The organism is Agriterribacter sp. (genome assembly GCF_035497235.1).
In the GTDB taxonomy this organism is placed as follows: Bacteria; Bacteroidota; Bacteroidia; order Chitinophagales; family Chitinophagaceae; genus Agriterribacter.
The window spans coordinates 27,518-52,073 of sequence record NZ_DATJEB010000010.1 but is presented as its reverse complement, the minus strand read 5'-3'; the positions used below and the strand labels follow the sequence as shown (position 1 = coordinate 52,073).

At 41.8% G+C, this 24,556-nt stretch carries 30 protein-coding genes; 16 read left to right on the top strand and 14 right to left on the bottom strand.

What is annotated here, in order from left to right; all coding sequences use genetic code 11:
- A partial coding sequence (locus VL121_RS02575; protein ID WP_325401839.1) for a hypothetical protein occupies positions 1-1,034 on the top strand: 1,034 nt, incomplete at its 5' end.
- An 18-nt stretch (positions 1,035-1,052) separates the two neighbouring features.
- Entirely contained in the window at positions 1,053-1,937 is an 885-nt protein-coding gene (locus VL121_RS02570) for a bile acid:sodium symporter family protein (RefSeq protein WP_325401837.1), read from the top strand.
- A 13-nt stretch (positions 1,938-1,950) separates the two neighbouring features.
- Here the strand turns inward: VL121_RS02570 and VL121_RS02565 are convergent, their stop codons facing one another.
- The 3 genes from VL121_RS02565 to VL121_RS02555 form a co-directional block, all read right to left on the bottom strand.
- Positions 1,951-2,802: a sulfite exporter TauE/SafE family protein gene (locus tag VL121_RS02565; protein WP_325401835.1), complete on the bottom strand. Its 852-nt coding sequence runs from the start codon at positions 2,800-2,802 to the stop codon at positions 1,951-1,953.
- A gap of 56 nt (positions 2,803-2,858) precedes the next feature.
- A complete protein-coding gene (locus VL121_RS02560; RefSeq protein WP_325401833.1) occupies positions 2,859-3,128 on the bottom strand; it encodes a hypothetical protein in 270 nt (89 codons plus the stop codon).
- Positions 3,129-3,255: 127 nt separating this feature from the next.
- Positions 3,256-4,095: an oxidoreductase gene (locus VL121_RS02555; RefSeq protein WP_325401831.1), complete on the bottom strand. Its 840-nt coding sequence runs from the start codon at positions 4,093-4,095 to the stop codon at positions 3,256-3,258.
- 192 nt (positions 4,096-4,287) lie between these two features.
- Between VL121_RS02555 and VL121_RS02550 the strand changes: the two genes are divergently transcribed.
- A complete protein-coding gene (locus VL121_RS02550; RefSeq protein WP_325401829.1) occupies positions 4,288-4,710 on the top strand; it encodes a hypothetical protein in 423 nt (140 codons plus the stop codon).
- 63 nt (positions 4,711-4,773) lie between these two features.
- Here the strand turns inward: VL121_RS02550 and VL121_RS02545 are convergent, their stop codons facing one another.
- Positions 4,774-4,947 carry a hypothetical protein gene (locus VL121_RS02545; RefSeq protein ID WP_325401827.1) on the bottom strand — a complete coding sequence of 58 codons (174 nt, stop codon included), beginning with the start codon at positions 4,945-4,947 and terminating at the stop codon, positions 4,774-4,776.
- A gap of 236 nt (positions 4,948-5,183) precedes the next feature.
- On the opposite strand from VL121_RS02545, the gene VL121_RS02540 reads away from it, so the two are divergent.
- Both VL121_RS02540 and VL121_RS02535 read left to right on the top strand, forming a co-directional pair.
- Complete coding sequence (locus tag VL121_RS02540; protein ID WP_325401825.1) at positions 5,184-5,438, top strand: short-chain dehydrogenase; 255 nt, start codon at positions 5,184-5,186, stop codon at positions 5,436-5,438.
- Positions 5,439-5,505: 67 nt separating this feature from the next.
- Complete coding sequence (locus VL121_RS02535) at positions 5,506-5,859, top strand: hypothetical protein (RefSeq protein ID WP_325401823.1); 354 nt, start codon at positions 5,506-5,508, stop codon at positions 5,857-5,859.
- A gap of 123 nt (positions 5,860-5,982) precedes the next feature.
- Here VL121_RS02535 and VL121_RS02530 read toward each other — a convergent pair whose 3' ends face one another.
- Positions 5,983-6,609, bottom strand: coding sequence for an endonuclease III domain-containing protein (locus VL121_RS02530; RefSeq protein ID WP_325401821.1), 627 nt, complete (start codon positions 6,607-6,609; stop codon positions 5,983-5,985).
- 121 nt (positions 6,610-6,730) lie between these two features.
- Between VL121_RS02530 and asnA the strand changes: the two genes are divergently transcribed.
- The 3 genes from asnA (at position 6,731) to VL121_RS02515 (ending at position 9,812) form a co-directional block, all read left to right on the top strand.
- On the top strand, positions 6,731-7,732 hold the full coding sequence (asnA, locus tag VL121_RS02525; RefSeq protein ID WP_325401819.1) for an aspartate--ammonia ligase: 1,002 nt from the start codon (positions 6,731-6,733) through the stop codon (positions 7,730-7,732).
- Between the two features lie 80 nt (positions 7,733-7,812).
- A complete protein-coding gene (locus VL121_RS02520) occupies positions 7,813-9,051 on the top strand; it encodes a PQQ-dependent sugar dehydrogenase (RefSeq protein ID WP_325401817.1) in 1,239 nt (412 codons plus the stop codon).
- Between the two features lie 164 nt (positions 9,052-9,215).
- Entirely contained in the window at positions 9,216-9,812 is a 597-nt protein-coding gene (locus tag VL121_RS02515; RefSeq protein WP_325401815.1) for a hypothetical protein, read from the top strand.
- 84 nt (positions 9,813-9,896) lie between these two features.
- On the opposite strand, the gene VL121_RS02510 is transcribed toward VL121_RS02515, so the two are convergent.
- From VL121_RS02510 to VL121_RS02500, 3 genes are all read right to left on the bottom strand, one after another.
- A complete protein-coding gene (locus VL121_RS02510; RefSeq protein WP_325401813.1) occupies positions 9,897-10,853 on the bottom strand; it encodes a 3-keto-disaccharide hydrolase in 957 nt (318 codons plus the stop codon).
- A gap of 83 nt (positions 10,854-10,936) precedes the next feature.
- Positions 10,937-11,968 (bottom strand): PAS domain-containing sensor histidine kinase, encoded by a 1,032-nt coding sequence (locus tag VL121_RS02505; RefSeq protein WP_325401811.1) that lies wholly within the window; start codon positions 11,966-11,968, stop codon positions 10,937-10,939.
- A gap of 259 nt (positions 11,969-12,227) precedes the next feature.
- Entirely contained in the window at positions 12,228-12,656 is a 429-nt protein-coding gene (locus VL121_RS02500) for an SRPBCC family protein (protein WP_325401809.1), read from the bottom strand.
- A 202-nt stretch (positions 12,657-12,858) separates the two neighbouring features.
- Between VL121_RS02500 and VL121_RS02495 the strand changes: the two genes are divergently transcribed.
- The 4 genes from VL121_RS02495 to VL121_RS02480 are packed head-to-tail and all read left to right on the top strand — an operon-like array spanning position 12,859 to position 14,819.
- The gene (locus VL121_RS02495; protein WP_325401807.1) at positions 12,859-13,356 is read left to right on the top strand and encodes an RNA polymerase sigma factor; all 498 of its coding nucleotides are present in this window, start codon (positions 12,859-12,861) and stop codon (positions 13,354-13,356) included.
- Positions 13,346-13,984 (top strand): hypothetical protein, encoded by a 639-nt coding sequence (locus tag VL121_RS02490; RefSeq protein WP_325401805.1) that lies wholly within the window; start codon positions 13,346-13,348, stop codon positions 13,982-13,984. The genes VL121_RS02495 and VL121_RS02490 overlap by 11 nt, the downstream gene beginning before the upstream one ends.
- 25 nt (positions 13,985-14,009) lie before the next feature.
- Positions 14,010-14,261 (top strand): VF530 family protein, encoded by a 252-nt coding sequence (locus VL121_RS02485; protein ID WP_325401803.1) that lies wholly within the window; start codon positions 14,010-14,012, stop codon positions 14,259-14,261.
- A 9-nt stretch (positions 14,262-14,270) separates the two neighbouring features.
- Entirely contained in the window at positions 14,271-14,819 is a 549-nt protein-coding gene (locus VL121_RS02480; protein WP_325401801.1) for a DUF1415 domain-containing protein, read from the top strand.
- A 69-nt stretch (positions 14,820-14,888) separates the two neighbouring features.
- On the opposite strand, the gene VL121_RS02475 is transcribed toward VL121_RS02480, so the two are convergent.
- From VL121_RS02475 to VL121_RS02460, 4 genes are all read right to left on the bottom strand, one after another.
- Entirely contained in the window at positions 14,889-15,491 is a 603-nt protein-coding gene (locus VL121_RS02475) for a hypothetical protein (protein WP_325401799.1), read from the bottom strand.
- A 240-nt stretch (positions 15,492-15,731) separates the two neighbouring features.
- Positions 15,732-16,646 carry a sugar phosphate isomerase/epimerase family protein gene (locus VL121_RS02470; protein ID WP_325401797.1) on the bottom strand — a complete coding sequence of 305 codons (915 nt, stop codon included), beginning with the start codon at positions 16,644-16,646 and terminating at the stop codon, positions 15,732-15,734.
- Between the two features lie 12 nt (positions 16,647-16,658).
- The gene (locus VL121_RS02465) at positions 16,659-18,407 is read right to left on the bottom strand and encodes a phospho-sugar mutase (protein WP_325401795.1); all 1,749 of its coding nucleotides are present in this window, start codon (positions 18,405-18,407) and stop codon (positions 16,659-16,661) included.
- 73 nt (positions 18,408-18,480) lie between these two features.
- On the bottom strand, positions 18,481-18,975 hold the full coding sequence (locus VL121_RS02460) for a phosphoribosyltransferase family protein (protein ID WP_325401793.1): 495 nt from the start codon (positions 18,973-18,975) through the stop codon (positions 18,481-18,483).
- Between the two features lie 90 nt (positions 18,976-19,065).
- Here VL121_RS02460 and VL121_RS02455 point away from each other — a divergent pair, with 90 nt between their 5' ends.
- Positions 19,066-20,388 carry a (Fe-S)-binding protein gene (locus VL121_RS02455; RefSeq protein WP_325401791.1) on the top strand — a complete coding sequence of 441 codons (1,323 nt, stop codon included), beginning with the start codon at positions 19,066-19,068 and terminating at the stop codon, positions 20,386-20,388.
- Between the two features lie 70 nt (positions 20,389-20,458).
- Here the strand turns inward: VL121_RS02455 and VL121_RS02450 are convergent, their stop codons facing one another.
- A complete protein-coding gene (locus VL121_RS02450) occupies positions 20,459-21,004 on the bottom strand; it encodes a YceI family protein (protein WP_325401789.1) in 546 nt (181 codons plus the stop codon).
- Positions 21,005-21,159: 155 nt separating this feature from the next.
- Between VL121_RS02450 and VL121_RS02445 the strand changes: the two genes are divergently transcribed.
- Positions 21,160-21,939 carry a (Fe-S)-binding protein gene (locus VL121_RS02445; RefSeq protein ID WP_325401787.1) on the top strand — a complete coding sequence of 260 codons (780 nt, stop codon included), beginning with the start codon at positions 21,160-21,162 and terminating at the stop codon, positions 21,937-21,939.
- A 2-nt stretch (positions 21,940-21,941) separates the two neighbouring features.
- Positions 21,942-22,499, top strand: a complete 558-nt coding sequence (locus VL121_RS02440) for an NUDIX hydrolase (protein WP_325401785.1) — start codon at positions 21,942-21,944, stop codon at positions 22,497-22,499.
- 559 nt (positions 22,500-23,058) lie between these two features.
- On the opposite strand, the gene VL121_RS02435 is transcribed toward VL121_RS02440, so the two are convergent.
- Entirely contained in the window at positions 23,059-23,550 is a 492-nt protein-coding gene (locus VL121_RS02435; RefSeq protein WP_325401783.1) for a YajQ family cyclic di-GMP-binding protein, read from the bottom strand.
- A 96-nt stretch (positions 23,551-23,646) separates the two neighbouring features.
- Here VL121_RS02435 and VL121_RS02430 point away from each other — a divergent pair, with 96 nt between their 5' ends.
- Positions 23,647-24,441 carry an NIPSNAP family protein gene (locus VL121_RS02430; RefSeq protein WP_325401781.1) on the top strand — a complete coding sequence of 265 codons (795 nt, stop codon included), beginning with the start codon at positions 23,647-23,649 and terminating at the stop codon, positions 24,439-24,441.
- Positions 24,442-24,556 lie beyond the last annotated feature (115 nt).

The window sequence follows — 24,556 nt, the reverse complement described above, 5'->3', positions numbered from 1 at the left end:
TCTATTCTGATTACTTCGGGCGTGAAGATTTAGGATATGAAAAAGATGGCGAGGGCGCCTATTTAGCAGTTTTGAATGGGTTAATGATTAGAGGTTTCCCAGATGACGAAACACATCTAAACACAAGTTTCAAAGAAGCATTTGAAGCATTCAGCAAAGAGAAAAATTTAGTCGGAACTGTTCAAACTATAAACAATAAAAAAGTTTTTAGGATTAAGAAATACGATGACATTTATATTCAAAAAGTATCTTTAAAATTAGGTGCGGTTCTGGATGTATCGAGGTCAATAGATTATGAACGTATTTTTTCAGAAATTAAAACAGGAGGCAAAGATGAAGAGTATGAAGAAGTGAACGGGTTATATTCTTTTAATGGCGAGTTTAATTTTGCCACGCCACTTCAAACGAGCGCCAGTATTTTAAATTTGATAAGTCCATACAGGAAGGACGATATAGGCATTGAATTGACTAGAAGGCTGCAATATGAATCAGACCCAACAAAAGATTATAGAGCGGACAAAGATATCTTTATAATTGATGCGTATTTATCAAATGGGATGCTTTACGCAAGAAGGGCGGAGCAATATTCAGTAGTTAACGGCATCTATGAAGCTCAGTACGTTTACAACTTGAACCTCTCGCCAGTCAGACAATTGATGTTATGGGGTAATGTTATAAGTAGTGGCTTGCTTCAAAAAATAGATAAGTCTTTAAAATTTACCAAGGGCGCAAAAAATCAAGACTTAGAGAGCCAGAAGATAGGAGGTAATTTAATTGTTGAATCGGATGACATACCTATCATAGAATTAGCTAAACCAATTATAAGATGTAAAAGTGCCTACGCTGCTCATTGGCATTGCCTATTGGGTAGTGGGTATTCCGGCTGGTTATTGGCTGGCCTTCCATGCCGGGTTGGGCGCTTCAGGCATCTGGATCGGGTTTATTGCGGGACTTTCCAGTTCCAGTATTTTTTTATGTTACCGGTTTTTACGAATGGCAAAAAAGTATGTATCTTGATCCCTACGATTGTTTAAACCCTATAACCTGTTACCATGAATTCCGGTATCATTTCAACCGCTTTATTACCGCTTGCACTGGCCATTATTATGTTCGGGCTTGGTCTTTCTTTGAAGATCAGGGATTTTAAACGCATATTCCTGTACCCCAAAGCCATTATTATTGGTTCTTTTACGCAGTTGATCTTATTGCCTGTTTTAGGCTTTACCATTGCCGCCCTGTTATTAAAAAGCAGTCCCGAACTGGCTATCGGTCTCATTATTCTTGCCATGTGCCCCGGCGGGCCAACGTCCAACCTGCTTACTCACCTGGCTAACGGCGATACGGCGCTGTGCATTTCGTTAACGGCAATTTCAAGTATTGTAAAAATATTTACCATTCCCATTATGGTAAATATTGCCATACAGCATTATATGGGTGTTGCTTCCGAGTTTCATCTTGATGTGCTGAGTTCCATTTTTAAAATAGTAACCATTACCCTTGTTCCTGCTGCCATTGGTATGCTGGTAAAAGCCTGGGTGCCCGGTTTCGCCCAAAGTGCGCAAAAGCCGGTAAAAATCATGTCGGCTGTTTTTCTGATACTGGTTATCCTGGCTGCTATTTACCAGGAAAGGGGAACCATTGTGCAATCTATGGTACTTGCCGGACCGGCAGCGCTCCTGCTGAATATTTCGGGTATGCTGCTGGGTTATTATATCCCCCGGTTTTTTAACCTGCCTGTTGCGCAGCAAATTACCATTAGTATTGAAACCAGTATACAAAACGGCACGCTGGCCATTGCTATTGCCAGCAGCCCGCTTATGCTGGGCAATGCCACCATGGCTATACCGGCTGTGGTTTACAGCCTTATCATGTTTATTACCGCCGGATTATTCATTTCGCTTGTTAACCGCAGAAAGGCGAAATTAGTAACCGTTTAAACAAGATCATACTTTATGCTATTATTCCCCATAAGAGCCTGATGCTTACTATGGCAAGACAAACCGCCAGGGCCCTTACGATAACCATTCCTTTTATTTTATGGGAAAGCCAGGCGCCCAATTGTGCACCCGCTATTACGCCAATGCATAGCCATATTACCATGCGGAATATATAAGGGTCATTATAGTTTCCCTGCAGGGCATGCACTACTACACTAACGGTAGCCATAACCGCCAGAATAAAATGAGAAGTGGCTGTAGCAATATGAACGGGAAAGCGGAGCCAGTGTACCATTGCCGGCACATGTATGATGCCGCCGCCAATACCCAGCAGGGGGGAAAGATAGCCTACAACAGCACTTATAGCCACACCGGTATAAGCGTTATACGTATACCGGTACACTGTATTTTCATTATCGGTGAGTACTGCAAGCCGCTGTCCTTTCTTTTTATCTGCACCTCGCTGCTGCAAATGATCCGTATCTTTTCTTTTAAACAAAAGAAAAGCAGATAAGGAGAGCAGCAGTATGCCGAAAATAATATTGAAAGCGGTATGTGAAATGTATTTTGTAGAATACACACCAAGCACAGATCCGGGAATAGTAAATAAAGCAAATAATACGCCGGCCCTGAAATCAATACGCCCAGAGCGGCCGTATGCTACCGATCCGGAAATGGCATTGGCGGCAACAATAACAATAGATACGGCGGTAACCATTTCGGGTGATAACCGGGGATGGGTTATCAATAATAAAGGCACAAGAATAAAACCTCCCCCTGCTCCTATTAAAGTACCGATGGCGCCAATAACAAAGCCGGTTAGCAACAATACAGAAATGCTATCGAAAATCACCAGGTCAAACATGCCGCTATTAATAGATACCGCTCAAAGATAAAAAGTATCTTCTGAAAACAGGTTTGTTACCCTTTAGCCTTTTTTGTTACTGTTTTTTTTGCGGGAGATTTACTGCTACCTGAAACTTTTACTTTACCTGTAGCAGGTTTAACTTTGGGTGTTGCGGGCTTTTTTGCGGTTTTAGCAATTTCTCCTGCCAGCCAGTCACTAACCTTCTTTATTTTTTTTGAAAACTTTTTGGCATCTGCTTCCCCCCTGATATCTTCCAGCGCGGCTTCCATTTTTTTGAATACCTGCTTCCGGAGTTCTTTTCCTGAATTTTTTTTATCACGCATAGGCTTTATTCATTTAATATAAATATAACTCAAATATAATATTAGCCCGGCCTTTCCAATGTTAAGTTTTTCATTTTGCCGGTTTACCAGGTTTTATGTCCAGTCTGCTACCTGCTACCTGATCCCTTTATTCCCCTTCCGGATAATCCGCTCCCCTGGTCAGTTTCTCCCAGTTGTCAAAATCGTTTTGCAATGCCGCCAGTTTATGTTTCGCATTCTTTAAAGCAGCAGAACCCAGCAATAACACCAACGGAGGATTTTCCGATTCCACAACTTCTACCATTGCTTTTGCAGCACGCACCGGATCACCTTTCTGGCTGCCGCTATATCCGCGCACCGTGTTTTTGTTTGCCCCTGCGGTAGCCGCATAATCATCAATGACAATTGCGCTGTCTTTAGCCGATCTTCCCGCCCAATCAGTACGAAAACCACTTGGTGCAACGTTTGTAACCTTAATGCCCAGGTGGGCAGTTTCCCTGGCTAAGGCCTCAGAGTAGGCAGTAACGGCGAATTTGGTGGCATTATAAAAACCAAGAGCCGGAAATGCCACCAGTCCACCTATAGAGGATATATTAATAATATGTCCGCTGCGCTGCCCGCGCATAACCGGAAGCACCGATTGGGTAACATGCGCCAGCCCCCAAAAATTGATCTCGAACATGCGGCGTACTTCATCCTCTTCACTCTCTTCTATTGCTCCAAAATAACCGATGCCCGCATTATTAACCAGTACATCAATTCGTTTAAATTTCTGTAAAGCCCCTGTAACAGCAGCATGTATTTCTTCCTGCTTTGTTACATCCAACGATATGGCAATAGCGGAATTTGTGTAAGGCGTTACAATGTCCTTTACATCATCTGCATTACGGGAAGTAACTGCCGCTTTATACCCCAGCTTTAATACACATTTGGCTAATTCGCGGCCAAAGCCTGTGGAGCAGCCTGTTATAAACCAAACCTTATCCATAATCTTTATTTTATTTTTAATTGTATTTTCAATCTGGTAATGGTTATCAAAATTAGGTATTCGTACAAAGAAAGCTGATCCGGATTACTTAGTAAAGGAGTTGTACCAACAACCAGCACTAATTTTTTATGAACTAATAGCAGAACTTACCTGTAAACGGGTTATTTTCGCTGCAAATAAACTTATTCAGTCATGTATACGGGATTAAAGCATTTTCATTCGGGATTAGCTTATTTGGTACTGGCAGCGTTAATTGTGGCTGTTTTTTATGCAATTGCATCACGCAAAAAACCCTTTACTGCCGGAAGCCGGAAAATAGCGCTAATAGGATTGATATGCACCCACCTTCAATTTGTGCTGGGCATAGTGCTTTACTTTTTATCGCCATTGGGCGTTTCTAATTTTTCGGGTGAAGCCATGAAAGAAAAAGTTGCAAGATTATATATAATAGAGCATCCGTTGATGATGCTGATAGCCATTGTGCTGGTTACCATTGGCTACTCCAGGATTAAGCGGCTAAGCAGCAACAGTGGGAAATATAACAGTATTATTATTTTTTATGGTATCGCTTTGCTCTTAATGCTGAGCGTTATTCCGTGGAAAGCATGGCCATAAAAGCCGGCGCATTGTTGCCGCGTGTTATACTTCAGCGCTGTCTTCCTCAATTATTTCCACTTTTTAGCCAGGCACAGCCAACAGGTTGTTATGGGAGGATGTTTTATTGATATACAGCGCAGGAGCAGCGATAACAGACCATCTTCCTGCGTTAAAAGCGGTTAAATCGTAAATAAAACGTATCTTTGCTTCATTATTTGAGTTAATCTTTTGTAAGCGAACAATCTCTGCTCTCATATTTTTCTTTTACACCAGCGGGCTGCTCAAGTTATATTTAGTTTCTATCTGATATGAAAACATATAAAATGCGGGGTTAAGTTACAGCGTGCAGGTAAGTGTAGTGTTATCAAGTAGAGAGCGGCATGAAACCGATAAAATTTGCAGGAAACGGATCACTGAAGCAGTACAGTGTAACAACACGCATGATATGCAGTTGCCGGAAGTGACCTTTTTTTTAACTAAATAATTTAAGTATGACGAATGATAAGATTGAAAAATTCATTGAATGCAAGCCCAAGAAGAATGCAAAAGTGAATATTCATTTTAAACAAAGAGCTACTGTGAAGGGCTTGTTTATCCGCACGGACGATTACGAGGAATTAAAGTCAAAAAATTTTTGGCGGATTGTATCCGATTCAAAAGTTGAGGAGTGGGAAAAAACAAAAGACAACAGCCTGGCGCGTATTTATAATGGAGCCGAGTTTACCCGTTTAAGTGATAATCAATAAACAGTTGCAGCGCATACAAGCAGGTTTGATACCCAACTGTTTTTAAAAAGAAAAATAATACCAGTATATGTTCACACAAACATGGAAAAAATATCTTCCCGTTATTGCTATTCTTTTAAAACGTTCTGCCAGCGCAGAACAAAAGTTGAGTTTAAACCATACCGATTTTGAGCGGGCAACAGGCGGGCGTAAAATAAAGTTCAGCTTTTCGCAGCTACAGCTAAACAAAGGCCGCATTAACCTGGCTATTAAACAGGCTGCCGTTGCCAAAGAACTGGCGGAACTATTGCGGGAAGATGTGCTGACCAAAAAAATTATTGCAGGACAATACCTTGAGTTTTCACTGAATAATAATTTTCAATTGAGTATTAAAAACAATACCCCCCTCACCGAAGTGGCACTTGAAGCCGAGCCTGAATAACCCGGTAATAGCCGCTATGTGTTTATTGTTGCGGGTTCCCTGCACCGGCATATTGCTTTAAAAACCAGTTATACTTTTTATTACTGAGATGGCTGATTAATTCTTCTTTCCCTGTAATACCGATTAATTATTTGCTTTATAGTAGGCGCAAACGGTATGCATCAGGCATAACTCGCATTTAGGCTGCGGCCTGCAAATTTCTCTTCCCAGAAAAGACATTGCCATGCCTGCATCCCATTCCTTTTGAGGTAATACAGCCATCAGTTGCTTTTCAATTTTCCCGGCATCGCTGCCCGAGGCAATACCCAGCCGGGGAGCCACCCGTACTACATGCAGATCAACAATCACACCTTCTGCCGGCTTACCCGATTCACGTAAAATAACGTTAGCCGATTTTCTGCCAATACCTTTTAAAGCGGTGAGTTCATCCAGTGTCATCGGTATATTTTTATCTTCCTGAATCCGCTGGCTCATTTCCATCAGCCATTTTATTTTATTGCCAAAGTTGCGTACGGATCCTATAAACGGGGTTAAGGTTTCGGAACTGGCTTTGGAAAGCGCCTGCATATCAGGAAAGGCTTCAAATAATTGGGGGGCAAGTTCATTGATATGCCTGTCCGAATCCTGCGCCGACAATACCACCATAACCACCAACTGGTACAAATTTTCATGATCCAGCGGATGCTTTTTATTTTTATATTTTTTGATTAGTGGTTTAACAGCTTCAGGCCAGTTAATAGCGGCAGGCATAGTAAAAGTTTAGAAGGTAAATTTACTCAAAATACAGGAAAGGCAAATACTGTAAAAGGATGGCAGCGAAATATTGAAATTAAAATTAAAACCCGACATTTGCGTTCCAAAAAATATAGTGATGAATGAAATCCTGCAACGGGAAGCGGCAATAACACTGGTTAAAGATACTTTCAGCCGGTTTCTTTGTGATTACTTACACCTGACAAAAGTGTCATCTCCGCTTATTGTGTTAGATGGAACGGGGTTGAATGATGACCTGAATGGTATTGAGCGGCCTGTTTCATTTCCTGTTAAATCGTTGAATGAACAACGCGCCGTGGTTGTTCATTCTTTGGCCAAATGGAAACGTGTGCGGTTAAAAGAGCTGAATGTAGATACCGGCAGGGGAATTCTTACCGATATGCGTGCGCTTCGGCCGGATGAAGATTACAGTCCAATACATTCTATTTATGTTGATCAGTGGGACTGGGAAAAGCATATTGATGTTACCGATAGAACTTTGTTATGCCTGAAAGAAACGGTAAGCGCTATATTTAATGCTTTAAAAGAAACAGAACAAATTGTATATCAATATTACCCCGATATGCCGCCTCAGCTTCCGGAAAAGATACATTTCATTCATTCGGAAGAGTTGTTACAACGTTTCCCCGCCCTTTCACCCAAAGAAAGAGAGAACGCTATTGCAAAAGCATTCGGAGCAGTATTTATTATAGGTATTGGCAACAAACTCTCCCATGGTAATCCTCATGATGGCCGTGCAGCAGACTATGATGATTGGAGCACTGAAAATGAAGAAGGATACAAAGGTTTAAATGGAGATATTATTGTATGGCACCCTCTTTTACAGTCTGCATTTGAGATTTCTTCTATGGGTATTCGTGTAGATAAAAATGCATTAGTCAGACAGTTAAAAGAAAAAAAATGTGAACAAAAATCAACCCTTCCTTTCCATAGCAGTTTACTAAGCGGAAAATTGCCCGAAAGCATTGGCGGAGGTATTGGTCAATCAAGATTGTGTATGTTTTTATTAAGAAAATCGCATATTGGGGAAGTGCAGGTAAGTGTATGGCCTTCGGAAGAAAAGAAAAAGATGCGAGAGAAGGGAGTTGTTTTGTTGTAATGAATTATTAAACAGGCAACATAAAAACCGGCACTTTGATTATATTTACATCTTACAAAACCAAAGACAATTTTATGCACATGAAGACCTTCGCATGTTTTTCAGTTATTGCTGCTGCAATTTTCTTTTGCGGATGTTCCGGCAACAACTCGTCAGCAAACACAGCCAGCGCTCCTGCTGCGGATACTACAACACTTACACCCGTGGAAACGAAAGCTCCCAATTCTGATTATAAGCCTGCTTTTGAAGGCCAGACAAGAGTAAGCGGAGTAAAGACCACCACACCCTATAAAGTTGAAAAGATAGCTGAAAACCTGGGTAGGCCCTGGGCTGTAGTGCCTATGCCTGATGGGAGGTTACTGATAACAGAAAAATCGGGCTATATGGAAATTCATAGTGCCGATGGCGCGTTGGTTAAAAAAATTACGGGTTTCCCGAAAGTAGAAGATGCCGGTCAGGGCGGTTTGCTTGACGTTGCACTGGATCCCGATTTTGCGCAAAACAAAACCATTTACTGGTCATTTTCTGAAAAACAGGGTAAGGGTAACCTTACTTCTGTAGCAAAGGGTCAGTTATCTGCCGATGAAACTACTATTCAAAACCCAACTGTTATTTTTCGCGCCACACCCGCATTAGACAGTAAGCTGCATTTTGGTTCCCGCTTAGTATTTGATAAAGACGGCAACCTGTTTGTAAGTGCCGGTGAAAGATCCATACTGGAAGGAAGAAAACAGGCACAATGGCTCAACGCCGGTCTTGGAAAGGTGTTTAAAATCACTAAGGAAGGAAAACCGGCGCCCGGCAATCCTTTTATAGGACAGAAAGACGCTATGCCTGAAATTTACGCGTATGGTATGCGGAACCCGCAGAGCCTGGATATTAATCCTGTAACCGGACAATTATGGGAAGCTGAATTTGGTCCACGCGGCGGTGATGAAGTGAATATCATTGAAGCTGGTAAAAATTACGGCTGGCCGGTTATAACATACGGAATTGAATATGATGGCAGAAAAGTGGGAGACTCTATCCAGCAAAAAGAAGGATTAGAACAACCTGTATATTACTGGGATCCTGTGATTTCGCCCGGTGGCATGGTATTTTACACTGGTGATGGTATTCCCGAATGGAAGAACAACTTGTTCATTGGCGGACTTTCCAGCATGCATATTGTAAGGCTGGTGATTGAAAACAATAAAGTAGTAGGTGAAGAACGATTACTGGAAGATAAAAAAGAAAGATTCCGTGATATTACTCAAAGTAATGGCGTATTGTACGCGGTTACAGATGGCGGAAATATGTATAAGATCAGCAAACAATAATACGCTGCAAATTAATTTACTCCTGATCCCCGGCAACAATTACCGGGGATTTTTTTATCCGGTATTCGGGGCACTGCACAGCAATTCATTCATTAAAAGAGGCAGTTTATACAGTTTGTACCGGGGTAACAGGGCTACGTGCGATATCTTTCCGGCTTAAAAAAATGACCAACTTTTTTTCCCTGCAAAAATGGATATGGCTCCTGCTACTCACTGCAGCGTTCAGCTCCTGTCGCAAAAACAATTCCATTGTACCTGAAAGCAATGCCGTAATGCAATACCTTAATTTGCAAAACACGAAGCTGTTATTTGAACAATCCATGATCATTGATATTAATAAAGATGGTACAGCAGACTTTCTCTTTGCTACCCTTCTTGTTGGCGATCCTGTTTTAAAACGCGATCGTAAACAGTTTTATGCGTATTCCCTTAAGGCTGCTTATTTGCTAAACGACAATGAAGATCAATCACCGGTCTTTAATAAGGGAGAAGCCATAGCTGATGTGGTTAACGGCTTCCAATGGTATGAGGTTTCGGCTATAGTGCTGGCAGAAAAAATAGTTCCCCTCACCGGCGCACCTTTTTGGGCGGGATCATGGAAAGCAACTGATCATAAATACCTGCCGGTACAGGTAAAGAAAAATGAGAAGCTATACAATGGGTGGATTGAGCTTTCTTTTGACAGTACAGCCGAAAACTTAATATTGCATAAAGCGGCCATTTGTACCGTTCCCGGTAAACCCATTAAAGCAGGAGCGTAAATCCATTCGTCTTTACCAAAACAAAACGCAGCTTTTCCTTTGTACAGGTACAAAGAAAAAGCTGCGCCTGATTATTTACAGCCGCTATTTAGCGGGCGTTAATATAATATTCCTGTATTCAATTGGCCCGTGATCTCCCTGTATGTATAAAGGACCCGGTTCTCCTTCGTTGCTGTCTAACGCGCCACCGGTAATACCGGGTATTGCCTGGTTACAAATAATTTTTTTACCATTCAGTACAACAGTAATCATTCTGCCAACCAGCGTAATATCATAAGCCTGCCATTCGCCGGCATCTTTAGCGGCCATTTCGCTTGGTGTAAGAAATCCATATACCGCTCCCAGTAAATCCTTTTGCGGTTGTTTCCCTTTGCTGTCTTCTATCTGCACTTCATAGCGGCCGCGCAGGTAAATGCCACTGTTGCTGCCACTGGGGCAACGAAATTCAACATGTAGCTTAAAGTCGCTGAAGGTTTTATCAGTGATCAGGTTAGCGCCGGAGTGCGGGCTTTTCAATACGCCGTTCTCTACAACCCATTGATTTTCTCCGAGTGCTTTCCAACCAGTAAGATTTTTGCCATTAAATAATTTTACAGGTGTTCCCCATACAGGTGCTTTATCTCTTACCAGTAAGGGTGCCCGGCGGGCCGACCAGTTATAGGTTTTTCCATTAGCGGCAATCATAGTGCCGGCTAATGCGTCATGCTGCAAGCTTCCTTCAAATGAAAGATCATTATCTTCTTCCTCCCATTGCGGGGGTAAGCTGAAACTTAACTTACCATCGGTGAAGTGAATAACAGACACAGGGCGGGCACTTCCCGTAATTCCTACATAGTGTCCTACCAGGCGTTTATGCCCCGAGTGCATAATTTCAAGCCAGGCCGGAAATTTTTTACCCCCGTCTTCAATCGTAATATCCCAGCGTCCTTCAATGGCAGGATCGGCTGGCTTTTGGGAGGAAATGATGCTTTTGGCCGGCAAAGACGCTACCGACAGCATAAAAATAACCGGCAGAAAGAGATACTGAGAAATATGCTTCATATAAATAGTTGATATTTTTTTGATGCGCTAATGTACTAAAGAAAAAGATATGATGCAGATATGCTGCAGAAGAAGAGCAAAGATTAAGTTTTGGGCAGGTACACAGCAATACTTGTACCTTTCCCAACTTCACTATCAATAACCAGTGCAGCATTTACTGAAGCTGCCCGTTCACGCATCCTGATCAGCCCCGGATCCTGCTTTATCTTTTCCTTATCGAATCCTTTACCATCATCAATGATTATAAGCCCGATGTGACCGGCGGCCTCTGTAATGCTGATTTTTACAGTGCCGGCCTGCGCATGATACATCACATTACTAAGCGCTTCCTGGCAAATCCTGAAGAAGTCCATTTTAATTTCCCGGGTTAAACTTTCTTCATCGTATGCACTTTCAAACAAACAGGGTATGCCGTTTAAAATGGAAAACTCGTTACAATGCCATTTCAATGTTTCATTGAGCCCAAGGTCATCTAACATATGCGGACTAATGGAAAAAGAAATTCTACGCATTGTACTGATCAGCAGTTGAGATGCCGCCAATGCATGTTCTATCTTACTTTTTGACGACACAGACAGTTCCGGTTCCCTGCTGTATATATCTTCCAGGTCCAATTTTACAACAGAAGCCAGTTGGGCCAGTTCCTCATGCAATTCAACAGCAAGGAATTTTCTGTCTTCTTCTATACTGCTTTTAAAATGAGTAGCTAAACTCTTAAATTTTGCATACTTTTCTTCAAGCTGCTTTTCAATTTGTTTTTTTTCAGTAATATCTTTTGCAATGGCAAATACAACTTCTTTATCCGGAAAATAAATGGATGTCCATGCAAGCCAAATGGTATTTCCCTGTTTGGTAACATACCTGTTTTGAAAATTAAGGAGCGCCTTTCCACTTAACAGGTCTGTTCGTTTCTGGCCTGTAAGTTCCCTGTCTTCCGGATGGATAAAAAACTCAATTGGGTGAGCATATAATTCCGCTTCCGAATAGCCAAGTGTATCAATAACCGCAGGATTTACTCTTTTAAAAAAACCATCCTTTCCTGCTATACATACCAGGTCCGGTGTTCTCTCAAAAAAAGTAAACATTTCAGGTTCTGAGCTTATCAAGTCGTTCATGATTGATGAATATACATCAAAAAAGGATCGTCCAAAAAGGGATGATTATGCTGACTGCTTTGTGTTGTAATGGTGGCGTCATAATACGTACAACGGTTGCTGCCACATAATTGTTGCTTACCTCAAATTGTACAAAGCTAATCCATTCTTCCAGCAGCATGAACCTAAGCGTTCTCCCTTATATTATTTAATATTCTGCGGCCGGCGTTTGCATAATGTACAATATATGCCGGATCACAAGTTGAATCGGATGAAAATATCACTTGCCTGTTGTTTCCGTATATTGCTTAAAGTTGTTGAGGATAGCCTGCCAGCCTCCCTGTTGCATCTCAGCCGGGTTTGTGCTTTCCGCCTCAAAACTTTCCGTTACTTTGGTTTGTTTCCCCTGCACTGAAAAATTGATTTTCACTTTTCTCCCATCGCCAAGCGTGTATGCGATGTATTCGTTGGATATTACCTCATCGTACACCCCTCCGAAATCAAAGCCCATGCTTCCATCTTTGGCTTCCATCCGCGAAGTAAAGCTGCCACCTGTGCGTAAATCATTTTCTGCCCGCGGCGTGTGCCAGTCATCGGAGGCATTGTTCCACCGGGTAATGTGTTCGGGTTTTGTCCAGTATTCCCACACCTTGTCTACCGGTGCATTAATTGTAGTTTCCACCATAAGGATTGTTTTATTGGATGCCATTTTTTTAGTTTAACGGTTTTTGTATCTGAATTCCAGTACAAACATCCAAAAAACCTGCGAAACAAACGGTGTGCAAAAACGACATTATTGGGGTTGTTTACGACAATCATCCAACCCATTGCAAAACAGGCTCAATATTAAGAGGTAAACTTGTAAGAAATTCATTGAATTTACGACTAATGAATTAAAGTGGAAAATTAGAATGGAAAAAGAATTTATTGAGTTGATAAATAACCATCGCGCATTGATATTCAAGGTTTGTAACCTGTATTGCAGCTATCCCGAAAGCCGTAAGGACTTGTTCCAGGAAGTGGTTTTGCAACTCTGGAAGTCTTTCCCCGGTTTCAGGAAAGCTTCAGCCAACAGCACGTGGATTTACAGAGTGGCACTCAACACAGCCATATCCAATTTCCGAAAAGAGTTGAAAAACCCGGAAAAGCAATCAATAACCCCGCTCGAGTTTGAAATTCCGGACATATTGGATACTTCGGAAAACGAAGAAGGCCAGAGTGCACTTAACCAGGCAATTGAAAAACTCACGGAAATAGAGAAAGCGGTTGTCATGCTGTACCTGGATGAAAAAACCTATGATGAAATAAGCGATATTATCGGCATTTCCAACAGCAATGTAGGCGTAAGATTAAACAGGATAAAAAATAAATTAAGTCAACTTATAAAAACCAATTTCAATGAATATTGATCAAATTAAAGCAGACTGGCAGCGGTACAATCAAAAACTTGCATTATCGCAGCGGCTAAATGAACAGCTTATACACAGTATGCTAAAAGAAAGATCGCGCTCAAGAATTGAAAAGATCAGGCGTAATAATATGCTTTATATGCTTTTAATGATAATGAATCTGGTGATCCTTGCAGCTATATTTGCCGGAAACCCTTTTGACTTTAAGTATTCGCTGCAGTTTGTTCCGTATGGTATTTTAACAATCGGCGTGCTATTGGCTATTGTTTCCCTTTTCAGAAGTTTGCAAAGCTTTAATGTGAATGTGAACCATGTGAATCTTGATTTTTTTCTTAAAAAAACAATTGTTGAATTTGAGAAGAACAGGAAAATGGAGAGATGGTTTGGTAGTATTATCGTGTCGGCAGGGGTTTTAACAGGCCTATCTTTTTTACCACACAAACTGCAAAATAAATCACTGGGGCAGGCATTAATTGAAACGGCTGTTAGTATGACCATAACCGTGGTTATTTATATTATAGCATTTAAACTGGGGGCATTTAAAAACAGGAAAAAGGAAGGTTTTGAAAATGATTTGAAAGAGCTGAACGAGCTAAAGGCTTTATCTGCTGAATTAGGCAACAGCTAAGGTTAATACAGTAATACGGGGTTTCATGAATTTAAAATTACAGCTATCTTTGCTACAAATCTTCTTCATGCCGTCTAACGACCCCCTTCATGGCAAAACACTTGAAATGATCCTCAAAGAACTGGTGCATCATTTTGGCTGGGAAGATTTGGGCAGTATGATCAGGATCAATTGTTTTACCAGTAATCCCAGCATCAATTCTTCCCTTAAATTTTTGCGTAAAACGCCCTGGGCAAGAAAAAAAGTGGAAGCGCTGTATATTAAATCCATGACCTGAAAATTTAAAATGAACGACCCTTATAGCGAACAAATCATAGCACAAACAAAAAAGTGGATCACGGATGTAGTGGTAAGTTGTAATTTTTGCCCGTTTGCCGCAAAAGAATTGAAACGTGGTTCCATTCATTACCAGGTAATACCCGATGCCAATACAGCAACCGCACTGGAAGCCGCATTAATGATGTTACACCTGCTGGATGATACCAGTGATATAGAAACCGCTTTCTTAATACTGCCCAACAGCTTTCGGTTATTTGATGTGTATCTCAGCCTCGTGGAGCGGGCAGAGCAATTGCTCCGCCAGGAAAACTATGAAGGTATTTACCAGGTGGCCAGCTTTCACCCAAAGTATGTATTTGCGGGAAGTACAAATGACGATCCTTCTAACTATACCAACCGCTCTCCCTATGCCATGCTTCATTTTTTAAGGGAAGATAGTGTAAGCAGGGCTGTAGACAACTACCCGGGTATTAATGAGGTGCCGGAACGCAACATTGCGTTTACAAAAGAAAAAGGGCTTCGTTATATGCAGCAACTATTAGCGAACAGTTTCTGATTTCAAAAAAATAACTACTATTTCCCCTGGGTATAAAACTCATACACCACAGCATTTAGATAGGCTTCACTATAATTTATATTGTACACCCATTCCAAAAACGGCCAGCGGAAATTTTCTTTCGCTGGTTAGCCATGTGCCGCTATAGGTATATGATCCTATAATATCGAGATGCGGCGCTACAGCACACCCTACAGTAGTGGAGATCACCGGCCGGAGCTTGGTTTTAGAATAGCGGTAATGCGCACCACCACCGCCGAATTCAAGAAACCAACCGCCTGTTTCCCTTTTAAAATCCTGGTGGAGGTAACGCGGCGCTCCAAAATTAAACCGGTATCCCGCCATAAGAATAATAGCGCTCACATTATTGAACTTCCCGTCATCAAACGAGCCCCAGAGCGGGCCATCTGTTGCAATAGTATGCGTTCCCTTTACGGTAAAAACATACTGGTTATAGGCATCGGTATTTTGCTGCGCATTAAGCATGAGCTTAATATCTAAACCTATTCCACCAGTGGCGGGATAAGAAAAACCGTTGTAAGTACCCTGAACATTTACCGCTATCTGCGGCGATTTGGTGGGGAAAGGAACTTTTTTTTCGATGACCTGTGCCCGGGCAGACATGATAAAAAAAAGAGCGCAGGTGAATCCTAAAAGTAAAAGCTTTTTCATTACGTAAAATTTGGTTGAAACAAAAAGGCTTTTCCGTTCTATTACCGGATCATTTATTAAATGATCATAGAAATAGGATTCAGGTCACAAATATAAAAGCATATTTTTTTTTTATTATCACTATTCGGTAAAACGTGAGTTTTCATCGCTCAATAGCAGGAATGCTACGATTGGGAAAATAAAAGATAGAGAAATTAACCAATAGGCCGGATCACAGGCGTTTCAATGCAGGGAGAATTATTATTTAAAGTACTGTTGAATTGATATAGGATAATCAGCCAGCGCAATTGCAGGTTCCGCAATTTCGGGATGCCATAATTTTTCCCACTCAAAACTGTAATATCCCTTATACCCTCCTTTAACCAGCGCGCCTATTGCTTCAGCTACAGGAACTTCACCCTGGCCTAAAAGCGTGTATTGCAGCTTCCCATCAGCTAACTTTCCGTCTTTGATATGGGTATGACGGATATGTTTTTTTAGTTTTTGATATACCTGCACTGGCGGCTCCTGCGTTACCGACCACATATTAGCTATATCCCAAACCAGTCCTGTATGCGCATGTTCGGCCGATCGTATGATCCTTTCCAGGTCATCTGTTTTAACCAGGTCGCCATGGGTTTCCATCAATACGGTTACCCCGCTGCCACGAGCATGGTTGCCCAACTCCAGTAAGCCTTTTGCAATAAGATCTATCGTTTCGTTTTTATCCTGGTCTTTGGGGAAATTATTGGGAAACACCCGCACATAGGGGCAATTGATTTGCTGTGCAAGATCAATGAACCGCCGGGCTTCATCTATATTCTTCTTTCTTTCTGCTCCATCCGCAAAGTGCAGGGTAGCAGAGGATCCCAAACCTACAAACCCCAGTCCTTTTTCATTCATTAATGAAATGGTGGCTAATCTGTTTTGCGCGGTACGGAATGCCAAACATTTAGTGAGGTCCAGCTCACGCTGTATACCTCTTAGTTCAATACCCTTATAGGTATGCTTTGCCGCAAAATCAGCAATTTGCTGAAAGCTCCAGTCCGGACACCCCAGCGTGGAGAAAGACAACAAGGGCTGCTTCTTTTCAATATCAAAAGAAAACCCGGCTATGGTTGCTCCCAATAAAGCGGCGGAGCTGTGCAGGAATTTTCTTCGTGTAAACCGGCTCATGAAAAGGATGTATTACTTCAACTTCAAATCTGTAATAATATTTTGTATGCGCTGATCCAGGTCAGTACTCACTTTTTCGAAATCATTCGCGCCCGCAAGTTTTGTATGCACACTAAAGTAAAATTTTATTTTAGGTTCGGTGCCCGATGGCCTTGCGGAAATCTTACTGCCATCTTCCAGTATAAACTGCAGCACATTGGATTTCGGCAGTTTGATCTCCCACTCCTCTCCTGTCACCGGGTTCTTCCCTTTTCGCAATTCATAATCCAGCAACTGCACTACCCGCGATCCGTTAATGGATTCAGGTGTGTTCTTCCGGAAAGATTCCATCATTTCAGCAATCTCTTCCTGCCCGCGCATGCCTTTTTTGGTAATGGAAATAAGATGCTCTTTATAATATCCATACTGTACATACAGGTCAATCAGTTTTTCAAAAAGACTTCTTCCTTTATTTTTTTCATAAGCGGCCATTTCGCTGAGTATGGCAACAGCACTTACCGCGTCCTTATCTCTTAATTTTGAACCTACCATTAAGCCATAGCTTTCCTCGCCGCCGATAATATAATCTTCACCGGCTTCTTTTTCTTTGATCAGCTCCGCAATCCATTTAAAGCCGGTGAGTACATCATAGCAGGTTACCTTATTTTCTTTAGCTATGCGGTTGATCATGTCTGTGGTTACAATGGTTTTTACTACCATATCGTTAGGCTTCGCAATGCCTTTGGCTTTGCGGGCTTCTATAAGATAGTTGAAAGCAAGCACAGCGGTTTGATTACCATTCACCAGCACCCAGCGCCCTTTATGATCTTTAACGGCAATGCCTACCCTGTCGGCATCGGGATCGGTTCCCAAAAGAATATCGGCATCCAGCTCTTTCGCTTTTTTTAGCCCGATGCTCATGGCTTCACTTTCTTCCGGATTGGGATATACCACCGTTGGAAAATTACCATCCGGCTTCGCCTGCTCTTCTACAATAGTAACATTGGTAAAACCATACCTTTTCAGTAATTCGGGTACCAGCATAATGCCTGTACCATGTATGGGCGTGTATACAATTTTGAGATCATGCTGTTTGGCAATTACATCCGGGTAAACGCTTAAATCTTTTGCCATCTGCCAGTAGGCTTCATCCATATCCCTGCCAATGAGTTGAATAAGCGCTTCTCCCCTACCTGCCTGTCCGGCAGGCAGGCTCCATTTCACTTCATCTACAGAAGCAATTTTATCTACTTCGGCAATAACATTTTTATCGTGTGGCGGCACTAATTGTCCCCCATCGTTCCAGTAGGCCTTATAGCCATTGTATTCTTTAGGGTTATGTGAAGCAGTGCATACCACGCCTCCCTTGCAACCCAAACGGCGAATAGCAAATGACAATTCCGGTGTAGGCCGCAGCGATTCAAACAGGAACACTTTAATACCATTGGCAGCCATTACATGAGCTGTAATTTCTGCAAACTGGCGGCTGTTATTACGGCTATCGTGCGCAATGGCTATGCTTATTGCTTCATCCCCATAGGTTTTCTTTAAATAGTTGGCATAGCCCTGTGTGGCCATTCCAATGGTATATTTATTAATACGGTTGGTACCCGCGCCCATGATACCTCTTAATCCGCCGGTTCCAAATTCAAGATTGCGGTAAAAGGCTTCCGTAAGTTCATCAGGATTTTCTGCCTGTGTTTTTCTTATTTCGTTTTTAGTGGCTTCATCAAAAGAACCATTGAGCCACGCATTTACCCGTTCTTTAATTTTGGCGTCCATATTATATCATTATAGTTTGCAATCAAAAATGTATGCGCATCGAATTTCGGGGGAAATAAGGAAATGTTCAAAATTATTCTAACCAGGCACCGGTAATATGCCCGTTTTCTACCTCAACAAATATATGTTCCTGTAAAGTAGTGGCTACAGCGTAACCTACGTAATCGGTATGCACCGGAAAAGTTTTATGCGTTCTGTCTACAAGGGCCAGGGTCTGTATTTTTTTGGGCTGATCCTGTAAAAAGGGCTTCAGCGCGTAGAGCATGGTTTTACCACTATTGGCCACATCATCCACTACTATTACCACGGCATCGTTAAAGTTCCGTTCATCGCTTAACCTAATCTTTCCCGGACGTCTTTTATCATCTACGGTAATGTCCATCACTTCAATTTGTCCTTTAAAAATACCCGTTAGCAGTTGTTGCAGCTTTTGGGCAATTACCAACCCGTTTTCCTTAATGCCGGCCAATAGTATCTGGTCTTCGCCCGTATTGCGTTCCGCTATTTCAAATGCCACCCGCCTTAGTATCTTGTCTATTTTTTCTTTAGTAAGAATGTAGTTTTTCATCCTTCATGAATTAATCTTATCAAAACTAAGCGGTATTAATGAATAAAACAATTCGTACTAAACATCTTATCTTAGCGTTACAACTATGTTATGATCCATATTGTTTCTCAAATTATTTTTATTACCGCCGCTGCCGCGGGCATTGGCTTGTTTGCAAAAAGAATTTCGCGTATACGTAAAAATATACTTTCCGGCCGGGATGCAGATTACAGCGACCAACCTGCCGCCCGATGGAAAAACCTGCTACTGCTGGCTTTTGGACAAAAGAAAATGTTCAGGAATCCCCTCGTTGCCGTACTTCACTTTTTTGTGTATGCCGGTTTTATCATCATCAATATAGAAGTGCTGGAAATTATATTAGACGGCATATTGGGAACACACCGGCTGTTTGCAGCATTTTTGGGCAGCTTGTACGGTTTCCTTATTAATGCGTTTGAAATACTGGCGCTGCTGGTCATTGTATCCTGCGCTGTTTTTCTTATCCGCAGGAATATTATAAAAATAAAAAGATTTATCAGCAAAGATTTAGACGGATGGCCCCGCAGCGATGCGAATTATATATTACTTACAGAGATTGCGCTGATGCTGCTTTTTTTAACCATGAATACTACCGGCCTGGTATTGCAAAGCAAAGGATATGGATATTATGCGGAAAACCCTACAGAGCGGTTTTTGGTATCGGGTATGCTCACCCCTTTGTATAGCACATTGAATGAAGCTACGCTGGTAGCTATAGAAAGAAGCTGCTGGTGGCTGCATATACTGGGTATCCTGGCCTTTATGAACTACCTGCCTTATTCCAAGCACCTGCATATCCTGCTGGCCTTTCCCAATGCCTATTATGCAAGATTGCTGCCTAAAGGAAAAATGAATAATATGCCTGCTGTTCAGAACGAGGTATTGTACGCCATGCAGCCGGAACAGGCTCCTGCAAATGCGGCTCCCCCTGCCAGTTTTGGCGCTAAGGATGTATTTGATTTAACCTGGAGAAATTTACTTGACGCGTACTCCTGTACCGAATGCGGCAGATGTTCCGCAGCCTGCCCGGCTACTACCACCGGAAAAGCTTTATCTCCGCGAAAGATTATGATGGATACAAGAGACCGGCTGGAAGAGACCGGAAAAAACATCCGGATGAACGGAACGTTTACAGATGATGGTAAAACATTATTGCATGATTATATTACGGTTGAGGAACTGCGCGCCTGCACCACCTGTAATGCCTGTGTTGAAGAATGCCCGGTAAGTATCAGCCCGCTTGAAATCATTTTGGAACTGCGCCGCTCATTAGTCATGGAAGAAAGCAACGCTCCCCAGGAATGGAACGCGATGTTCAGCAATATAGAAAACAACTTTGCACCCTGGCAGTTCAGTCCCGATGAAAGAGATAAATGGGCGGGGGAAACGGAGTAAGCTGTTACAAGTTGCAGGGTCCATGTTGCAAGGAAATACCGCCGCAACCTGAAACCTGTAACGCCCCTATTCATTTATCGCTTTTAGCCAGCACCTTAAGGTCCAGTATAACATTATCTCCCATGGTTATGCTGCTGCCGCCTACATTGTAGTCTCTGCGGTTTAATGTAAATTCTCCCTCAAAAATATAGCCATCCGCTTTGGGCGTTACTTTAAACGGAAAGGAAATTTCTTTGGTAACATCTTTAATGGTAAGCTTTCCGAAAACAAAAAGGTACGCTTTGTTGGTGCTTGTTGTAATTTGTGTAGATACGAAATGAATATGCGGATACCTGGTTACTTCAAAATAGTCTTCCGACCGCAAATGATTATCACGCTGATTAATACCGGTATTGATGGTTTTGACATCTATTTTTACATCAAAATGTGAGGCGCTGAGGCTATCGGGAAAGAAAATAATTTTCCCCTCTAATCCTTTAAAGCTGCCACTAACATTCACTCCAAAGTTCCTGATCTTAAACCCAATTTCCGATCCTTCATCCGTAGGTGTAAAATGCTGTCCGAAACTTATATTCGTTGTAAACAAAACAATAATAAAAGCAAGTATCCGATTCATGTTTTTGTAGTGGGTTATTAAGCGCATTCAAAGATATTAAGAGATTTGTTAATACTCTGCTTATATTCAAAGCATCATACACGCATAACATATAGCGCGTTAAAATAGTATAGTGATAAATTTCGTTTAGCTTTGAAACTAAAATTAAATTCAGCATGAAGATTCCGGTAATGTCGGCATTGTATGCCAACCAGGAAAGCCCTGACATATTATTTTGGGTAGGCTGTGCCGGTAGTTTTGATCAGCGGGCACAAAAAATAACGAAGGCTTTTGTAAGTATTCTTAATAAAGTGCAGGTAAAATATGCTATTCTTGGAAAAGAAGAGGCCTGTACCGGCGACCCGGCCAGAAGGGCAGGCAATGAGTTTTTGTTCCAGATGATGGCTTACCAGAATATCCAAACGTTAAACAATTACGGGATCAGGAAAATTGTTACTGCCTGTCCGCATTGTTTTAATATCCTGAAAAATGAATATCCCGAACTGGGAGGTAATTATGAAGTGATACACCACGCTGTTTTTCTGCAGCAGTTAATTGATGAGGGGAAGATTAAAATGAAGGAATCCGGAAATTTCAAAGGGAAACGTATTACCTACCACGACAGTTGCTATTTGGGCCGCGCCAATAACATTTACGAAGCGCCGCGTAAGGTACTGGAAGCGCTGGACGCCGAACTGGTGGAAATGAAACGTTGCGGCAGCAAAGGAATGTGCTGCGGCGCAGGCGGAGCACAAATGTGGAAGGAAGAAGAGAAGGGGTCTATACGAATTAACCTTGAAAGAACGAATGAAGCGCTGCAGACCGGCGCCACGGTAATTGCATCGGCATGCCCGTATTGTAATACCATGCTTACCGATGGCGTAAAGAGCAATGAAAAAGAAGCGGATGTGGAAGTTCTGGATATAGCCGAATTAATCAATGCGTCAATGCAGTAAATATGAAAGACCTGAAATGGAAAATTTTATCTTCGGAATACCTTTATAAAGCCACCTGGTTTACGATCCGCAAAGACAAATGTGAAACGCCGGAGCAAAAGATCATTGACCCCTATTACGTGTATGAGTTTCCTACCTGGGTAACAGCCGTGGCGCTTACAGAAAACAACCAGGTGGTAATGGTGCGCCAGTACCGGCACGGGTTAGGCGAAACCATCATGGAAATTCCCGGAGGTTGTGTGGATGATACCGATCCTTCTTTGCAGGCGGCTATTGAACGCGAATTGCTGGAAGAAACCGGTTATACATTCAGTAATTACGAATACCTGGGGAAAATATCTCCCAACCCTTCCACCAATAATAACCTCATGCACATGTATATTGCCCGCGGCGGCAAAAAAGTGCAGGAGCAGCAATTAGATCACAATGAAGAAATAGAAGTATACTTATTTAGTATTGAGGAGATCAAACAAATGCTGAAAGAAAATAAAATACTGCAGGCACTTCATACCACCTGCCTTTTTTATGCTTTAAATAAACTGGGGCATATGGCGTATTAAATTAAATCTGGAGCCGGAAGAACGAAATCCAAAGATGCGGTCGGCATCCGACAAAGGAGGGTCAGACCGTGTCTAACGCAAAGCACCAAAAAACAAATCACAAGAAACAAACTTGCCTACCGGCAGGCAGGCCTGTCCGCTGTGGCGGATAAAATTCAAATCCGAAGGCTGTCAGCGATCAGCTTTGAGCAAAAAAGGAGCATTGACATTGTCATTAGTAATCCACTGATAGCTCATAGCCTATAGCTCCTAAAAGGAAAGCATCAAGTGATTTCGGTATGTTGGCTTGCGCCTTCACACTTACTTACCCGATGCTTTCGTGATGGGCTTCCATCTTCTGACGGATTTCCGCTCATCCTGTTACTTTCTTACTGTTTCCAATATTACTTGTAACGTTTGTGCAATAAAGATACTTCACAGATTCACCTATTTGCAAGTTTTTTGTGGATTTACTATGCACCGGAAATGCACCTCGTTATGCACCAAAGGAAGAGGGTTTTGCAGGATTTTGATAGAGTTGTGCACAAAATTTCAGATTTGAAATTTCAAATCTGAAATTTTATGATCTCATATTCTCATACTGCAGCGGTATACCCAGTTCCCATGTTTTGGAAGCCTGGATTACAGCCTGCAGGTCGTCAATTTTCTTTGCCGTAATCCTTACCAGGTCATCATTTATAGATGCCTGAACCTTTAACCCGGAGTCTTTAATGAGCTTAATGATCTTTTTGGCATCTTCCTGTTTCAGCCCGTTCCTCACCGTTACTTCTTTTTTCCATGTTTTACCACTTTGCGCCCCTTCTTTCGACAGGTCAAAAGCCTCCGGGGCAATGCCCTGCTTATGTGCCCGGCTGATCAGCACATCCATTAACTGGCGCATTTTCATATCGTCATCTGTTTCAATATTCAACTTAAATTCTTTTTTATTGAGATCAATCACAACATGCGCATGCTTGAAATCAAAGCGATTAGTGATCTCTTTTTTCGTAACATTCACAGCGTTATCCAGTAGCTGGGCGTCTACCTTACTTACCATATCAAATGAAGGCATAATGATTAATTTTTCAACTACAAATGTAATATATCTATTCCCTTAAAACCCGCATTGGATTTTTTAGTTTATTTTGGGAGCATAAATTAAACTGTCATGATCAAAAAAAGCATGTATTTATTATTGTCATCTGTTTTAGGTACCATTTTCTTTACCAGCACTTTTGCTCAAAATAAAAAAAACAACAGGGAGTTTTATGAGATAAAATTATACCATTTTACTACAACTACCCAGGAAGAAACATTAGACAAATACCTGTCTGAAGCCTATATACCCGCGTTGCATAAAGCAGGTATTAAAAGTGTGGGCGCTTTTAAACCGCTGGGTAATGATACTGCCGCTGACAAAAAACTATACGTACTTGTTCCGCTTACTTCAATGGAACAATTACTTACGCTGCCGCAACAATTACAAAAAGATGCCGGTTATATTAATGCGGCAAAGACTTATACAGATGCAGCTTACAACGCGGCGCCATATACCCGGATGGAATCCATATTGCTGCGTGCCTTTAACCTGGCGCCGAGATCGGCCGTGCCGGAGTTAAAATCAAACAAAAAGGAAAGGGTATACGAACTGCGCAGCTATGAAAGCCCTACTGAAAAATTATACTGGAATAAGGTACACATGTTTAATGAAGGCGGTGAAATCCCTCTTTTTAAAAGGCTTCAGTTCAATGCCGTTTTTTATGGTGAGGTAATTGCCGGAAGCCGCATGCCCAACCTGATGTATATGACCAGTTTTGAAAATATAGCCGACCGGGAGGCCCACTGGCAAACATTCAGGGATGATGCCGAATGGAAAGCCCTTTCTGCAAAGCCGGAGTATAAAAACAATGTGTCAAGGAATGAAACTATTTTAACGCGTCCCACAAATTATTCAGATTATTAAAAAATGAATACCTATCCTTAATAGCAATATTTATTGCACTGGCACAATTTTATATGCACTTACTGAAAATAAATTTTATGCAAAACTGGCTTAGAACTTTACTTGCAGGATACGG

Coding starts and splice junctions, on each gene's coding strand:
- VL121_RS02570 (WP_325401837.1), top strand. CDS start 1,053: ATGAATTCCGGTATCATTTCAACCGCTTTATTACCGCTTGCACTGGCC.
- VL121_RS02565 (WP_325401835.1), bottom strand. CDS start 2,802: ATGTTTGACCTGGTGATTTTCGATAGCATTTCTGTATTGTTGCTAACC.
- VL121_RS02560 (WP_325401833.1), bottom strand. CDS start 3,128: ATGCGTGATAAAAAAAATTCAGGAAAAGAACTCCGGAAGCAGGTATTC.
- VL121_RS02555 (WP_325401831.1), bottom strand. CDS start 4,095: ATGGATAAGGTTTGGTTTATAACAGGCTGCTCCACAGGCTTTGGCCGC.
- VL121_RS02550 (WP_325401829.1), top strand. CDS start 4,288: ATGTATACGGGATTAAAGCATTTTCATTCGGGATTAGCTTATTTGGTA.
- VL121_RS02545 (WP_325401827.1), bottom strand. CDS start 4,947: ATGAGAGCAGAGATTGTTCGCTTACAAAAGATTAACTCAAATAATGAA.
- VL121_RS02540 (WP_325401825.1), top strand. CDS start 5,184: ATGACGAATGATAAGATTGAAAAATTCATTGAATGCAAGCCCAAGAAG.
- VL121_RS02535 (WP_325401823.1), top strand. CDS start 5,506: ATGTTCACACAAACATGGAAAAAATATCTTCCCGTTATTGCTATTCTT.
- VL121_RS02530 (WP_325401821.1), bottom strand. CDS start 6,609: ATGCCTGCCGCTATTAACTGGCCTGAAGCTGTTAAACCACTAATCAAA.
- asnA (WP_325401819.1), top strand. CDS start 6,731: ATGAATGAAATCCTGCAACGGGAAGCGGCAATAACACTGGTTAAAGAT.
- VL121_RS02520 (WP_325401817.1), top strand. CDS start 7,813: ATGAAGACCTTCGCATGTTTTTCAGTTATTGCTGCTGCAATTTTCTTT.
- VL121_RS02515 (WP_325401815.1), top strand. CDS start 9,216: ATGACCAACTTTTTTTCCCTGCAAAAATGGATATGGCTCCTGCTACTC.
- VL121_RS02510 (WP_325401813.1), bottom strand. CDS start 10,853: ATGAAGCATATTTCTCAGTATCTCTTTCTGCCGGTTATTTTTATGCTG.
- VL121_RS02505 (WP_325401811.1), bottom strand. CDS start 11,968: ATGAACGACTTGATAAGCTCAGAACCTGAAATGTTTACTTTTTTTGAG.
- VL121_RS02500 (WP_325401809.1), bottom strand. CDS start 12,656: ATGGCATCCAATAAAACAATCCTTATGGTGGAAACTACAATTAATGCA.
- VL121_RS02495 (WP_325401807.1), top strand. CDS start 12,859: ATGGAAAAAGAATTTATTGAGTTGATAAATAACCATCGCGCATTGATA.
- VL121_RS02490 (WP_325401805.1), top strand. CDS start 13,346: ATGAATATTGATCAAATTAAAGCAGACTGGCAGCGGTACAATCAAAAA.
- VL121_RS02485 (WP_325401803.1), top strand. CDS start 14,010: ATGAATTTAAAATTACAGCTATCTTTGCTACAAATCTTCTTCATGCCG.
- VL121_RS02480 (WP_325401801.1), top strand. CDS start 14,271: ATGAACGACCCTTATAGCGAACAAATCATAGCACAAACAAAAAAGTGG.
- VL121_RS02475 (WP_325401799.1), bottom strand. CDS start 15,491: ATGAAAAAGCTTTTACTTTTAGGATTCACCTGCGCTCTTTTTTTTATC.
- VL121_RS02470 (WP_325401797.1), bottom strand. CDS start 16,646: ATGAGCCGGTTTACACGAAGAAAATTCCTGCACAGCTCCGCCGCTTTA.
- VL121_RS02465 (WP_325401795.1), bottom strand. CDS start 18,407: ATGGACGCCAAAATTAAAGAACGGGTAAATGCGTGGCTCAATGGTTCT.
- VL121_RS02460 (WP_325401793.1), bottom strand. CDS start 18,975: ATGAAAAACTACATTCTTACTAAAGAAAAAATAGACAAGATACTAAGG.
- VL121_RS02455 (WP_325401791.1), top strand. CDS start 19,066: ATGATCCATATTGTTTCTCAAATTATTTTTATTACCGCCGCTGCCGCG.
- VL121_RS02450 (WP_325401789.1), bottom strand. CDS start 21,004: ATGAATCGGATACTTGCTTTTATTATTGTTTTGTTTACAACGAATATA.
- VL121_RS02445 (WP_325401787.1), top strand. CDS start 21,160: ATGAAGATTCCGGTAATGTCGGCATTGTATGCCAACCAGGAAAGCCCT.
- VL121_RS02440 (WP_325401785.1), top strand. CDS start 21,942: ATGAAAGACCTGAAATGGAAAATTTTATCTTCGGAATACCTTTATAAA.
- VL121_RS02435 (WP_325401783.1), bottom strand. CDS start 23,550: ATGCCTTCATTTGATATGGTAAGTAAGGTAGACGCCCAGCTACTGGAT.
- VL121_RS02430 (WP_325401781.1), top strand. CDS start 23,647: ATGATCAAAAAAAGCATGTATTTATTATTGTCATCTGTTTTAGGTACC.